This is a genomic window from Nostoc sp. UCD121, from assembly GCF_014222285.1.
Classification (GTDB): domain Bacteria; phylum Cyanobacteriota; class Cyanobacteriia; order Cyanobacteriales; family Nostocaceae; genus Nostoc.
The window spans coordinates 48,610-62,234 of the sequence record NZ_JACKZS010000011.1; the positions used below are offsets into that span (position 1 = coordinate 48,610).

A 13,625-nucleotide genomic window follows, 5' to 3' on the forward strand; every position below is an offset into this window, starting at 1 on the left:
AAATCGCTAGGAATATCAAATGTTTGGCGTGTTAGAGTTAGTGCTTTCTGACTTGATCCCGATTCTATTACCTGGCTTGCTAAGACCTAAAGTTACTCGTTTCATAATCCAGTACAAACCTGCAAGTACCACAAAGGTGATAGCAATAATTACTAAGGGTTGTTTTCCCAGAATTTCTTCTACTCCTTTAGTAAGTAAGGCATCGGGTTGAGTAATAAAATCCCAACTGTTGAAACGTAAAAATCGCCCCCAATAAACACCAACAGCGCAGAGAAAATGTGTAATTAACTCAACGCGCCAAATCCATTGACTCTTACCGATGCGATGTAAGTAGTAACCCCAATTAATTAACGAGATTACATAAGCTTCGAATCCACCGAGAATTACTAACAAATACAGAGGTATGAGTACTAAAGTAATCATCCACACAGATTGAATTGTGCGGATATCATCTATCAAGTGGATTACATCGGTCAACAAATACGGTGCATTTGGTAAGAAAGCATAGAAAACTAAGAATCCTAGCCACCAAAGCCAAGTGCCACCGCGCCTCATGCGAAATAACCATACACTCAAGACCAAAGGTATAAAAGCCAGAAATAAATTCCAAGTCATCCACCTCATATTAATTTGCAACACTTGTATAATTCTGGCTATCAATTCTTCTTTCATAGGTGCTAACTCAGAAGATGTTTGATTGTTTTAGATTGACTCTGTAATGTTAGTGTGAATAACCTCAGTGATTGACTGATGAGTTTTTTACCACCAAGTAAATTTATTTATTCTAAGACAAGACAAGGGTTTTGTGCTACTTAAAAGGAAATGTACACTTAATATTATGTCTGAAATTTATAGTTTTTATGTCTTTCATACTGGGAAATGGAATTTATCAATCAATCAGCTTAAATCACTAGTATAGCCAGAAAATCATCAGGGTAAAATCTACCACTGAGACAAAGCCTGAGCAACTAAAACGCCACGAATAACTTCTAGTGGACTTTTTTAATTGCAATATTGCCCCTGTCCTGGGTATCATACATATTTATTCCATTTTGTCCTGCTAGAGTTCCAGAAGCACTTTAAAACTTTTGCCAAGATTACATTCAGTTTACAGGGCTATGCTGTACATATAAGTCTTCTAGAGTCGTTTCACAGGCTTTTGATTTCCTTAAACAAAGGGGTGGTTTCATACAAAGAAAGAAAAATACATAAGTCTAGATTTTTAATTTAGTGGCACGGTTTTTACTGCTCTCCAAACCTTTCTCCGTTTCTGGAGAGGTTTTGAAACCCCGTTTTAGTTTTTCTCTGCTTTTATAAAACCACCCTACCAACCCCCCTTAAAAAACTACGGTGTATACACAAGTCTTTCTGACCCCTCTAACTCCCCCTTATAAAGCAGACATTTCCCTCCTTTGGAAGGGGGATTAAGGGGGGTAAATCGGGGATTTGTGCTTCATTAGCAAGATGTGTGTACACCGTAGCTTAAAAAAGGGGGGCAAAAGAAGCTCTCAAATCACTAACGTACTAGCACTCGACTACGGGGCCCGATCGCTTGTTTGGGTGAAGCTGGTATTGTGCAGCTATTGGTAGAATCCTGTGAACAAGCAGCTTGAACAAGGGTTGCAGGGTTAACCATTACTTGATTACCCTCTAAGGAATTACCGTTACTGAATTCCATATTAGGTGTAGTAGAAAGTGACGGAGAATTACTTCTTGTAGGTGTCGGGGAAGCGATCGCACTTCCATTATCAACTACTGGTGTAACAGTGAATTCATTTCCACCATCAACTACTGGTGTAACAGTGAATTCATTTCCACCATCAACTATTGGTGTAACAGTGAATTCACTTCCACTATTAACTATGGTTGGGAGAGTGGATGTACTACCTCCGCTAACTACTGGTGCTGGAGTGGGTGTACTATTACCACTAACTACGGGTGTAGGAGTTGGCGTACTACCACCAACAACTGGTGTGGGAGTTATAAGAGTTGCATTTGCAGGTACTTTGATGGTTATCCTCGCTAGGGGGGAGTTAGTCATTTCCAAAGAAGTCACCTTTGGCGAACCTGGGATATCGGACTTGAAATCAAAGACAGTGGGGGTTGCACCACCATTGCGATCGCTATATCGGACTCCATATCCACTCACTTCAAAGGTTCCTTGATATTGATTTCCGGTTTTTGGATCGGTGACAGTACCAGTGTATAAGGCTTTTGTGAGATTGAATTCATCCTGAACTACTCCTTGAAATGTGGTTCCTGCTAATCTCCCCTGGTATTTATAGGGTGTTAACTCACCGCCAGAGAGAATTGGCGAATTCAGAACGCCATTAAAGGAGACAATCGGAATGCCTTTAAAGTCAACAAAATAATGCAGGCTACCATCAGAGCGTGTTTGTACCTTCACATAGTCTGACTTGTATACAGGGACGTAATTAGGATTGTTCTTTGTACCTAAATTCCGTGAGTAAGTCCCTGCGTCATCTGTATCAACACGAGTCGTACTGCCATTGAAATTAGGATTAATGCTGGGAAGTTGGATAGTACCTGATAATGTACCAGTGCTTTGAATGGTGATTTGAGCAAAAGCAGTTGTTCCAGATGAGGCGATGATGGCTGCGGCTAAAGTACTACTGCTAACAACTGCACAACCCAATTTAGTTAATGAATCTAATTTCATGAAAAATTTGCTCCTTTAATCACATATAAAAAAATACGCGCAGCTTTTCGTTCCTTCTATTGGGCGATGCAAGCATTTCATACTGAATTAGTCAGTACGAAAATAGCGCTTTTTATTACATTTTCATCGGTATAAAGTTAAAACCGGAAAGTTGCTCTTAATGCTCCGACGATTAAAGTATCGTTAGCAGCATTGTGATCGGGATTGAAAATGACGAATAAGCCCGGAGTCAGGGCGATATTATCACTCAGTTGGGCGCGGTAAAAAAGTTCTATGTGAATTGATGTGTCACTACGTCCGCCTGCGGTTCCCCCATCAGAAAACTTGGGAAAATTGAAGCCATCGGGTAAAGTACTCGAAGTAATTTTGGGCGGTTGTCCGACGAGAACGCCCCCTAAATTTCCAGGGCGCAGCAAATTGGGAAAGGCCGCGAACACCATCCAGTTTGTAGTTTCTACACTTCCAGGAAGGTTGAATGGTTTGGAAGAAGTAAAGCCACCCCAACCGCCCAATTGCAAGTTAGGGTTAATTCGCCAAGCAACGGTAGCGCCAATGGCTTGGGTATCAAAAGCTGTTGCATCTGCAAAAGGCGAAATCAGTTGAGAATCGCCGATACCACTTCCTAATAAGCCATCTGGGGAGTGGGAATAAAGATAATGTACGCCGATATCGATATTATCGGTGGGCGCTAAACTTAACTGAGTGCCAGCAGTAAATCTACCGCCGAATAGTCCGCCCTGATTGATGTTGCCAGAAAAACTAGGAATTTCTGCACTATAAACGCCTTGCAAACTGATGCGATCGCTAATTTGCCAATCAAAGCCTATACCGCCAGTGCCGTTGCCAATACTTAAAATCGGGTTACGCTGACCAAATAGAGAAATTGCACCGTCGCTAGAACCTTCTAAAGGACTAATACCCCGAAAGGTGTTGATGGGGTTGACTCCCGCCGTACCTACGACAATTCCCAAGTTATCCGAGACGACAAATCGATAAGATAAGTCACTAACAACTAGATTGTTGTCTGTATTTGACTCGAAACCCAACCGCCCCATATTGGTAGATAGCAACGCTGCATTAGAACCCAAATTACCCGCAGATAGCCCTGTTAACAGCAAATCTCGCCCTGTAAATGAAGTTGCCAAGGTTAATTGGGCACTACTTGTAAAAGTCAGATTGGTTTTTCCCTGACGTTCAGGAACTCCATCTCTAGGAAACAAATCCACATCGGGGCTATTGGTTCCCTGAACGCTAAAAACGGCTTGACCAAATAATCTGGTAGTTGTGGAAAACTGATTGGCTTGTAATTCAGTAGTCCGGTTTTCTACAGCCTCAACACGCTGCTGTAATTGCTGCAACTCTGCTTTAAATTCGCTTTGCAACCTTTGCAGCAGGATTAAATCTTCACTATTAATAACAGTATTAATTTTATTATTAGCGACCGCTTCGTTAAGCTTCTCTAAACAAGCGTTTAAACCAGCCGCAAATTCATAACGGCTGATGGTGCGGTTTCCCAGATAATTCCCATCGTGGTATCCCGCAATGCAGCCATAGCGTTCTACTAGAGCTTGCAAAGCATTAAAAGCCCAGTCGGAAGGTTGCACGTCTTTAAGTTGTGACACCGATGTGACTTGAGACATTTGGCTGTCTGAGTCTGGAGGCTGAGGAGATAGAGAGAATTCTTCTGTGTTTTCCTGGTTCTGTGCAACTTCTGTTACAGCTTGAGTATTTTTTAACTCAGGTAAATTAGGGGAATTTATAAATTGAATTTTTTCTCTGCTTTTTTTAAGTATATTTTCGTACTTATGCTTTATAGCTGATGAAGTAGTTATATCTGGCTGCACAAATTCAGGTGGTGTAATTTCAGCAGGCGAAACAACTTGAGATAAATTTTCTTGCGTTGACTGCTGCACCAGATTATCTGGCGTAATCACAGGCTTTTCTGGTAAATTAAGGGCAGAGATTGGCCCTGTTGCTAGCACACCCGCCATCAGTAGACTCATATCACTCATGGTATTTCATTTGACTTACACCAATATTTCTTTTGACAGACAAAGTTGGTGTATATCAGGAAAATTTATGAAAAAAGAGTGATAAAAATTACTATGGCTGTGGTGGGGGAGAAGGGGGAAGGGGGAGAAGAACTATTTATTGATTCTTGAGCCATGCCCAATGCCCAATGCCCAATTCCCAATTCCCAGATAAATTATTCTGGCTGGCTACAATACTTATTCATCTGATTGACTAACGTATCTGACTGCTTGCCAAGAGTTGTAGCTGTTGTCAGTGCTGAGTCAATTTCGGTTCTAGCCTTTTGGATTTTTTCTCTACCCGATTCTGAAGCTTCTGCTGTCTTGGTTGCACCAAGCGCTCTACCTGCTTTGGCGATCGCTTGACTAAGATTCTGAAAAATATTGACAAAACCGCTTTGGAATTCTTTCAGTTTGGGATCTTTTAAATTCAGTTCCTTAATCGATTTAGTCACAAATTCTAAATCTTTAGACAGTTGTATGCTGGTGATGACTTGCCTTCCTTTATTGTTATCAATCAGAGAAGTTCCGGCATTTACAACTCGAATCAGTCGCTGGCACTGAGAAACTTTATTTTCGCTGCAACTGGTAACGAACAAAGCGATGCTCAGGCTAACAGGAGCAATAACAGTATATTTATGTAAAACAGACATTAACACCCCAACAGCAATAAAACCCAAAATATAGTATCTAATATTACGGGCAATGGGCAGAGAGAATAGTGGATGAGTCTTTAAACTCCACTTCTGTGCCCATGCCCCAATTTCAAATTACCAATCTATGGGCAAACCTAACTGGTCTAAAGTAGCACCATCTTGCAAAAGTGGCTGAATATTGCCGTCTATTTGAATTCGACCACCAGACAGTACCAAAGCGCGTTGTGTAACTCTACCTAACCAATTTAGGTCATGGGAGGCAATTAACATCACCTGCACTGGCAACTTTAACAACACTTGCGCTAAATGTCGTCGCCATGCTGGATCGAGACCGTTAGTCGGCTCATCCAAAATTAGAATTGTTGGTTCTAGGGCTAAAATTGAGGCTAGGGCAGCAAGGCGTTTTTGTCCACCAGAAAGTTCGTGAGCGGAACGATTAGCGTAGGCTTCTAGTCCGAAATCAGCTAATAACTGCCGGGCGCGATCGCTAGCCTCTGCTGTTGAGATTCCGTAGTTGCGTGGGCCAAAGGTAATATCTTCCAAGATAGTAGGCATAAATAGTTGGTCGTTGGCATCTTGAAAGCTAAAGCCAATTTGACGACGTATTTGGGGTAGAGTTTTAGGCTCTAAAGGGATGCCATTAATGGTAATTTTCCCCGTTTGGGGTTGTTTTAAGCCGATTAGGTTCTCTAGCAAGGTGCTTTTTCCAGAACCAGTTGCTCCCATCAAGGCGACGCGATCGCCTTTATTCAAAGTAAAAGAAATTTCTTGTAATACTGGCTCCTGGCGAGAATAGGCATAGGCCAAGTTCTCAACTTCAACGACAGTTGCGTGGGGGTTGTGGGTTGGTGGTTGGGGATTAGATGTCAATGATTTCAAGATTCACAAACTCAATATTGCGGAGTGAGGATTGGGTTAAATTTTGTAAGAAGTTAGGGTTACAGTAGCAGCGATCGCACAAGCTAGTAATACGGCAAAACGCTCTTTCGGTCTGAGAGGAGAATCGATGGGCAATTGCCCGTTGTAACCGCGAATTACCATTGCCCCATAGACTCGTTCTGCCCTATCCAGACTGCGGAGGTACAAGGCTCCAATCATGGCAGCACTGGCGTAGCGCAACCATCCCGCAGTTCCATTCAGACCACGTAATTGAGCGCTGCGCTGCATCCGCGTTACTTCTGAGAGCAAAATTTCCATATATTGCCCAGCTAACAACAAGTTTTCCTTTAAAGGTGCTGGTACGGGTAAGCCTTTCAGGGCTATACCAAAGCTGTGGGGCGGTAAGGTTAACAAAAAACTATTCATCGTAACTAGACAAACCAGCGAACGAAGCAGTAAAAAGCTGGCTCTTTCCCATCCCAAAGGCAAGGCTAGCAACGACAAAAAAATCAATTCTGTACCGAGTAATCCTCCCAAGTGGCGAATTGATACGCGCAACAGCCAAGCCCACAAAAGTGCGATCGCGGCATATACACCTAAGCAATACCAAGCATGATATTTTAGTAACGCTGCTCCCACCACAATCACTAGAGACAGCTGCAAACGTAATGGCAACGAAAGTTTAAGCATTCTTCGGTTTCACCACCTTGGCAATCCCAAAGGCTACAGCAAAGCAAACTGTAGCTCCCATAAGTCCAGCGATACTAGTACCAATTGGCCCCAAACCCTTAATAGTATAGTCAGCTAAGGGAGTCGGCACAATTACCCGGACTTTCGCAGCTAAATCAATGAAACCTGTATTTTCAGCGACTTTTTCCAAACCATCAGGCCAGGCTGAGGCAAAGAGTGACAGCACTCCTGCAATCAAGAAAATGGTGACAATAGGCACTGACCACCCGCGAAATTTCTGCTGTTCCCCTGGTAACAAATCTGGTCGGGCTGTAGCTAAATAAGTCAGCACACCCCCAGTAATTATCCCTTCGCCAATGCCAATCAAAATATGCACGCCAGTCATAGCTGGTAAAACTATGGCTACAGGTGCAGTACCAGAGAGGGCTAACTCAATAGCACAAGCTATAGCAGCTACCACTACACTTACACCAGCAGCTATACCAGCAGCTAGGGGTAAACGCCCTTTAAATCCCCCCAACAGCCGTTGCAAGGTTTGGGTTAAAATCCAGCCTACCCAAACACCAACTACTGCCATATTGAGAATATTTGCTCCCAAGGCTGTAATGCCACCATCAGCAAATAGCACAGCTTGAATAATTAAAACTGTGGCAATACACAACGTTCCTGCCCACGGACTACCCAAAACGATCGCAGCTAAGGTTCCTCCTAATAAGTGACCACTAGTACCTCCAGCTACCGGAAAATTGATCATCTGGGCGGCAAAAATAAAGGCAGTGGTTAATCCCAGTATGGGCGCACGACGGATACCAAAAGCTTCTTGCGATCGCTCGAAGGCAATAAAAAGTGCTGCTACACTGGCTAAACCAGTAGCCCCTGCCACCGGAACAGAAACAAATCCATCAGGAATATGCATGATCTACCCTGTCTTTTTTAGATGTTTATTTACTCAATACCAGCAATAAATAAAGGCATTAAATTAATAACAAACAAAATTTTCACCTTTTTTGCAATGCCCTCTTGGGGGATTTTATGCTGTTACTTTTGAGAGATTTACAATCCAATGGCTGCTAAATAGTATACTTAATTTTCACGAATATTAATTTTTGTTAATTTTATTTTTATATATGCCGATAAATTCTTGGAAAAGTGTAAATATCTTGACTTTAATAAGATATTATGTATTTAATTGGCACATTGTAAATGCCAAAAAGCCTGCTAGTATTGTGCTTTTTATCTATGAGACTGCTGCACGAACATTTTGGATTTTGAATTGCCTTACGGCTCTTATGGTTGATAGTATAATCGCCATTTAAAGAGGGCTTCATTGATTTTAACTACATTTTTTCTGACAACACAGCATTACTATGACCTAAAAATATTTAACTATATAGCTAAATATCAAAGTAATTTAGCTGGATTCAATAATAACTCAGGATTCAGAACTGACTTTTCACGGCATCTGGAAAACCTCTCTTCTATTTCTCTCTCCTTTTAGAAGAGAGACTTTTAATTTTCCCCCTTCCCGCGACGAGTTGGGGGTTAGGGGGTTAGGTCTTTGGTGGACTTTTCCACATAACGTGAAAAGTCAGGGATTCAGAATTCCATTAGTTCTTAATCTGTACTCATTACTTTTTTGTTGACCACCAATTTTAAAATTTGGTAACCTAGTGTTTTTTTAACTTATAGTTATTAACCAACTAATGATTTTAGATTAGTATAACTAATATAACAATCTAAAAAAGTCTTTACATAGTCTCGACCAACTGTATATTTGCTGACTTCGCTGGCTTAATGGTACAGTATTGATGAATTTTTGGGATAAAAAATTGTGTAAGCGTTGATACGTAACACAAAATAGTGGTTAAACTTAAAATTCAGTTGAAGAAGGCAGAAGGTTTAATTTAGAAGGGGTTTGAATCCTCTCCTAAATGGGATGAAACTTAGCTAGCGCGTCACTAATGTTAAATAATCACAACGAGGGATTTGAGATTTTGATTTTAGTTCTTAGATTTTAGAACGAACTTAAATCTCAAACGTCAAATCTACAAATCCATTTGTATAAGGCCTGGCAATGAGAGTTATTTTCAAAGGTGCATTTTATTTTTACAAAAAAATTATCTCGTTGCTACCTACATCTACTGACCCTTGTGTACAGATTGTAGATACTAGTTCTGCCTCACAGCACAAGCACTGGTATAATTATTGGCAAGCTCGCCTCCCACCTTCCTGGCTCCACCCTTTGCTGATTTTGATGTGGTTGCTCATCGGCATTAGCTTACGCCTAACTAACTTGACAGCAAAGTCTCCTTGGACTGATGAGTTTTCCACCTTGGTGTTTAGCTTGGGTAACAATTTTTTATCAGTACCCCTAGATCAAGCGATCGCACCTGATATTTTATTACAACCACTGCAACCAAACCCAGCAGCTAGTATTGGTGATGTGGTTCATAACTTAGCTACACAAGATAGTCATCCACCTCTGTATTTTGTGCTGGCCCACCTGTGGATGAAATTATTTCCTAGCGAAGGGGGATTGATATCGCTATTTGCAGCGCGATCGCTACCTGCGATATTCGGTGCGGCCTCAATACCGTGTGTTTACGTATTAGGTAAAGTAGCATTTCGTTCGCGATTAGTGGGGCAATTGGCTGCTGCCACGATTGCAGTATCACCCTACGCCGTATTTTTAGCACAAGAAGCACGTCATTATACTTTGGCAATGTTATGGGTGATTGGTTCTCTCACCTGCTTAGTAATTGCCACACGTCATATTCAAAACCGCACACCTTTACCTATATGGGTAGCACTTTCCTGGGTAGTAATTAATGCTTTAGGTATTGCTACTCATTATTTTTTCACCTTCACCCTCTACACAGAAGGCGTAGTTTTGATTTCTCTGGCTTGGCTGCAATTGCAAACTAGCACCAAATTTTCTCTCCTCTTCTCTCCTCCCTGGCAGCGCATTTATGCCGTTGCGGTAGGTACTTTGGTGGCGGGTTTAATTTGGATACCAATCTTGTTAGAGAATAAAAATCGTGGGATTTTGACCGAGTGGATTCGAGGTTCGCGCGTTGGACTAGATTGGTTAAGCCCGATTTTTCAAGCTTTAGGAACATTGATTGCAATGATTTCCCTGTTACCAGTTGAATCTTCACAGCTATTGGTGGTGATTCCTTCTGGAATAGTGATGCTGACTTTCTTTATTTGGGCAGTACCAATTTTGCTGCGTGGGATCAAAATTCAACTACAGCATCCAGAAAACGGGATTATGATTCGGGTGTTTATTGGAATTGTGATCAGTGCGATCGCTTTATTTTTGATCTTTACGTACTTTTTGGGTATTGACCTGACCAGAGGCGCTAGATATAACTTTGTTTACTATCCTGCGATCGTTGTCTTGCTAGGCGCAAGTCTCGCAGTTTGTTGGCATCCCCCCAAGGAAATAAAAAACATAGGTAAATGGGGAATAAACGGTAAAAAAGCCGTGATGTTAATTTGGCTAATGGGATTTTTTAGTGCAGTCACAGTAATTTGCAATCTCGGCTATCAAAAATATTATCGCCCTGACCTGTTTGTGCAACTCATCCAACAAATATCCCCAGTACCAGTACTGATTGCCACTACTCACAAAAGTTATATACACACTGGGGAAATGATGGGAGTAGCTAGGGAGTTGAAACTTGCCAATTCGCCCCAAAATTCTTTGTTTCTCCTTGCCCATCAATATCAAGATCCGAATACTTCCACCATTGCTCTAGAAAATACTTTAAAGACGTTACCACGACCTTTTGACTTGTGGTCGGTAAACTTTCATGCCCCAGTAGCAGAAGCCGTCAAAACATGCGTCGCTGATACTAAATCTTTGCCAAGCGTAGACGGCTACGAATACGAACTTTATCATTGCCAATAAGAGGCAGGGGGAAGAAGGGAAATAGGTAATTTTCATTCTCCCCCTTGCTCCCTGCTCCCTGCCCCTCTGCCTTCCTTTTCTGCTCCAATGCCCAATGCCCAACGTAGATGCATCTTGTGGAAGTTCCTCAAAAATTGATATCCATAGGAGACTAGAGAAAGAAGAACAAAATATATGTGATACGTTTTCAAGCACTGAAGGCTGTAACTACTTTAAGGAGGATTTATGCGTGCAGTACTGATGGCAGGGGGTTCGGGAACGCGGCTTCGCCCGTTAACTTGTGATCTGCCCAAACCGATGGTGCCAATCCTAAATCGACCAATTGCCGAACATATTATCAATCTTCTGAAGAGACATCAAATTACAGAAGTTATTGCGACATTGCATTATTTACCTGATGTCTTGCGAGACTATTTTCAAGATGGCAGCGACTTTGGTGTTCAGATGACTTATGCCGTCGAAGAAGACCAGCCTTTGGGTACAGCAGGCTGTGTGAAAAACATTGCCGAACTTTTGGATGAAACTTTTTTAGTCATTAGCGGCGATAGCATAACAGATTTTGACCTCACGGCTGCGATCGCATTTCACAAACAAAATAAGTCAAAAGCTACTTTGATTTTGACCAGAGTTCCCAACCCAATTGAATTTGGAGTGGTGATTACTGATCAGGAAGGACGAATTAGCCGATTTTTAGAAAAACCCTCTAGTAGTGAAATTTTTTCTGATACCGTCAACACTGGTACTTACATTCTCGAACCAGAAATTTTAGAATATCTACCAGCAAACGTTGAATGTGACTTTTCTAAAGACTTATTCCCCTTACTTCTAGCAAAAGATGAGCCAATGTATGGTTACATTGCTCAAGGTTATTGGTGCGATGTTGGTCACTTAGATGCCTATCGGGAAGCTCAGTATGACGCATTAGATCGGAAGGTAAATCTTGATTGCGCCTACAAAGAAGTTTCTCATGAGTTATGGGTAGGTCAAAATACTTATATTGACCAGACGGCTGTGATTGAAACCCCGGCTGTGATTGGTGACAATTGCCGTATCGGTGCAAGAGTGCAGATTGAAGCCGGAACCGTAATTGGCGATAACGTTACTATTGGCGCTGATGCCAATCTCAAACGTCCGATAGTGTGGAATGGGGCCTTTATTGGCGATGAAGCACATCTTTCTGCCTGTGTGATTTCCCGTGGCGCTCGTGTAGACCGCCGCGCCCATGTATTAGAAGCTGCTGTTGTGGGTTCGCTTTCCACGGTGGGAGAAGAAGCCCAAATTAGCCCAGGTGTGCGCGTTTGGCCGAGTAAAAAAATTGAGTCAGGGGCAGTTTTAAACATTAACTTGATTTGGGGCAACACCGCCCAACGAAATTTATTTGGTCAACGTGGTGTGCAAGGATTAGCGAATATCGACATCACCCCAGAATTCGCTGTGAAATTGGGATCCGCTTACGGTTCTACCTTGAAACCTGGTTCTAAAGTAACGGTTTCTCGTGACCAGCGTAATGTCTCTCGGATGGTGACGCGATCGCTCATTGCGGGTTTAATGTCAGTAGGTATTGATATTCAAAACCTCGATGCTACAGCTATCCCCATCGCCCGCACGGTTATACCCACAATGTCGGTAGTTGGTGGTATCCATGTGCGAGTCCACCCCGATCGCCCTGACTACATTCTGATTGAATTCATGGATGCTAAGGGCATTAATATTTCCAAAGCCCTGGAAAAGAAAATCGAAGGTGCTTACTTTAAGGAAGATATGCGGCGGGCGCTAATTCATGAAATTGGCGATGTATCTTATCCTAGCCAAGTTATGGAGCGCTACTGCACTGCTTTTGAGAAACTTTTGCATGTTCATACACTCCGTAACAGTCGGGCAAAAGTGGTGATTGACTATGTTTATGCGGTATCAGGGGCAGTTTTACCTCAAATGTTGGATAAATTTGGTGCTGATGCAGTAGTACTGAATGCCAGTGTCAATAAATCTGCGATGTCAATCACCGATCGCGAAGGACTGCTAACTCAGTTAGGTCATGTAGTGGAAGCATTGAAAGCTAACTTTGGTGTGCAAGTCTCCGCTAATGGAGAACAGCTGATTTTAGTTGATGAATCAGGCTACCCAATTCGTGGGGAAACTTTAACAGCACTCATGGTAGACATGATTCTGACGGCTAATCCCAGAGGAACAGTAGTAGTGCCGGTTCATGCTTCTAGTGCTATTGAACAAGTCGCCCGTCGTCATGATGGCAGGGTAATCCGCACCAAAGCCAACCCTACAGCTTTAATGGAAGCTTGTCAAAAAAATCCAAATGTGGTTTTGGGAGGTAGTGGAGAGACTGGTTTTATTTTCCCGCAACTGCATCCGGGATTTGATTCTATGTTCTGTATTGCAAAGATCATTGAGATGTTGACTATACAGGAGCGATCGCTAGCTGCTGCGCGGTCAGAATTGCCCCGTGTAATTCACAAAACTTATACAGTCCGTTGTCCGTGGACAGCCAAGGGTGCTTTGATGCGTTACTTGGTGGAAACTCACCCAGCCCAAAACCTAGAACTCATTGATGGAGTGAAAATTTGTCAACCTTATGATGATAGTTGGTTGTTAGTTTTACCAGATGCTAGCGAACCACTGGTGCATCTGTATGCAAATAGCAACGATCGCGAATGGGTAGATGAGACTGTGAGAAACTACCGTACCCGTGTTCAGAGTTTTGTGGAAAGACAACAAGAATATCAACCAGCAGAAGTGTAATTCGTAATTCGTAATTCGTAATT

Annotated in this window: 9 protein-coding genes; 2 read left to right on the forward strand and 7 right to left on the reverse strand. The window is 42.2% G+C overall.

Annotation, left to right across the window (positions count from 1 at the left end; all coding sequences use genetic code 11):
* Positions 1 to 15: 15 nt before the first annotated feature.
* The 7 genes from GNF10_RS04275 to GNF10_RS04305 form a co-directional block, all read right to left on the reverse strand.
* Complete coding sequence (locus GNF10_RS04275; protein ID WP_185581010.1) at positions 16 to 672, reverse strand: DUF1361 domain-containing protein; 657 nt, start codon at positions 670 to 672, stop codon at positions 16 to 18.
* 844 nt (positions 673 to 1,516) lie between these two features.
* A complete protein-coding gene (locus tag GNF10_RS04280; protein ID WP_185581011.1) occupies positions 1,517 to 2,680 on the reverse strand; it encodes a hypothetical protein in 1,164 nt (387 codons plus the stop codon).
* 137 nt (positions 2,681 to 2,817) lie between these two features.
* A complete protein-coding gene (locus tag GNF10_RS04285) occupies positions 2,818 to 4,692 on the reverse strand; it encodes an iron uptake porin (RefSeq protein WP_185581012.1) in 1,875 nt (624 codons plus the stop codon).
* Positions 4,693 to 4,886: 194 nt separating this feature from the next.
* Positions 4,887 to 5,363 (reverse strand): hypothetical protein, encoded by a 477-nt coding sequence (locus GNF10_RS04290; protein WP_185581013.1) that lies wholly within the window; start codon positions 5,361 to 5,363, stop codon positions 4,887 to 4,889.
* A 117-nt stretch (positions 5,364 to 5,480) separates the two neighbouring features.
* Entirely contained in the window at positions 5,481 to 6,245 is a 765-nt protein-coding gene (locus GNF10_RS04295; RefSeq protein WP_185581014.1) for an energy-coupling factor ABC transporter ATP-binding protein, read from the reverse strand.
* 36 nt (positions 6,246 to 6,281) lie between these two features.
* The gene (locus GNF10_RS04300) at positions 6,282 to 6,935 is read right to left on the reverse strand and encodes an energy-coupling factor transporter transmembrane protein EcfT (protein WP_185581015.1); all 654 of its coding nucleotides are present in this window, start codon (positions 6,933 to 6,935) and stop codon (positions 6,282 to 6,284) included.
* Positions 6,928 to 7,851, reverse strand: a complete 924-nt coding sequence (locus GNF10_RS04305; RefSeq protein ID WP_185581016.1) for an energy-coupling factor ABC transporter permease — start codon at positions 7,849 to 7,851, stop codon at positions 6,928 to 6,930. The genes GNF10_RS04300 and GNF10_RS04305 overlap by 8 nt, the downstream gene beginning before the upstream one ends.
* A gap of 1,158 nt (positions 7,852 to 9,009) precedes the next feature.
* Between GNF10_RS04305 and GNF10_RS04310 the strand changes: the two genes are divergently transcribed.
* Positions 9,010 to 10,848 (forward strand): glycosyltransferase, encoded by a 1,839-nt coding sequence (locus GNF10_RS04310; protein ID WP_260446151.1) that lies wholly within the window; start codon positions 9,010 to 9,012, stop codon positions 10,846 to 10,848.
* A 225-nt stretch (positions 10,849 to 11,073) separates the two neighbouring features.
* Positions 11,074 to 13,602 (forward strand): mannose-1-phosphate guanyltransferase, encoded by a 2,529-nt coding sequence (locus tag GNF10_RS04315; RefSeq protein ID WP_114085385.1) that lies wholly within the window; start codon positions 11,074 to 11,076, stop codon positions 13,600 to 13,602.
* The last annotated feature ends 23 nt before the right edge of the window (positions 13,603 to 13,625 follow it).

Coding starts and splice junctions, on each gene's coding strand:
- GNF10_RS04275 (WP_185581010.1), bottom strand. CDS start 672: ATGAAAGAAGAATTGATAGCCAGAATTATACAAGTGTTGCAAATTAAT.
- GNF10_RS04280 (WP_185581011.1), bottom strand. CDS start 2,680: ATGAAATTAGATTCATTAACTAAATTGGGTTGTGCAGTTGTTAGCAGT.
- GNF10_RS04285 (WP_185581012.1), bottom strand. CDS start 4,692: ATGAGTGATATGAGTCTACTGATGGCGGGTGTGCTAGCAACAGGGCCA.
- GNF10_RS04290 (WP_185581013.1), bottom strand. CDS start 5,363: ATGTCTGTTTTACATAAATATACTGTTATTGCTCCTGTTAGCCTGAGC.
- GNF10_RS04300 (WP_185581015.1), bottom strand. CDS start 6,935: ATGCTTAAACTTTCGTTGCCATTACGTTTGCAGCTGTCTCTAGTGATT.
- GNF10_RS04305 (WP_185581016.1), bottom strand. CDS start 7,851: ATGCATATTCCTGATGGATTTGTTTCTGTTCCGGTGGCAGGGGCTACT.
- GNF10_RS04310 (WP_260446151.1), top strand. CDS start 9,010: ATGAGAGTTATTTTCAAAGGTGCATTTTATTTTTACAAAAAAATTATC.
- GNF10_RS04315 (WP_114085385.1), top strand. CDS start 11,074: ATGCGTGCAGTACTGATGGCAGGGGGTTCGGGAACGCGGCTTCGCCCG.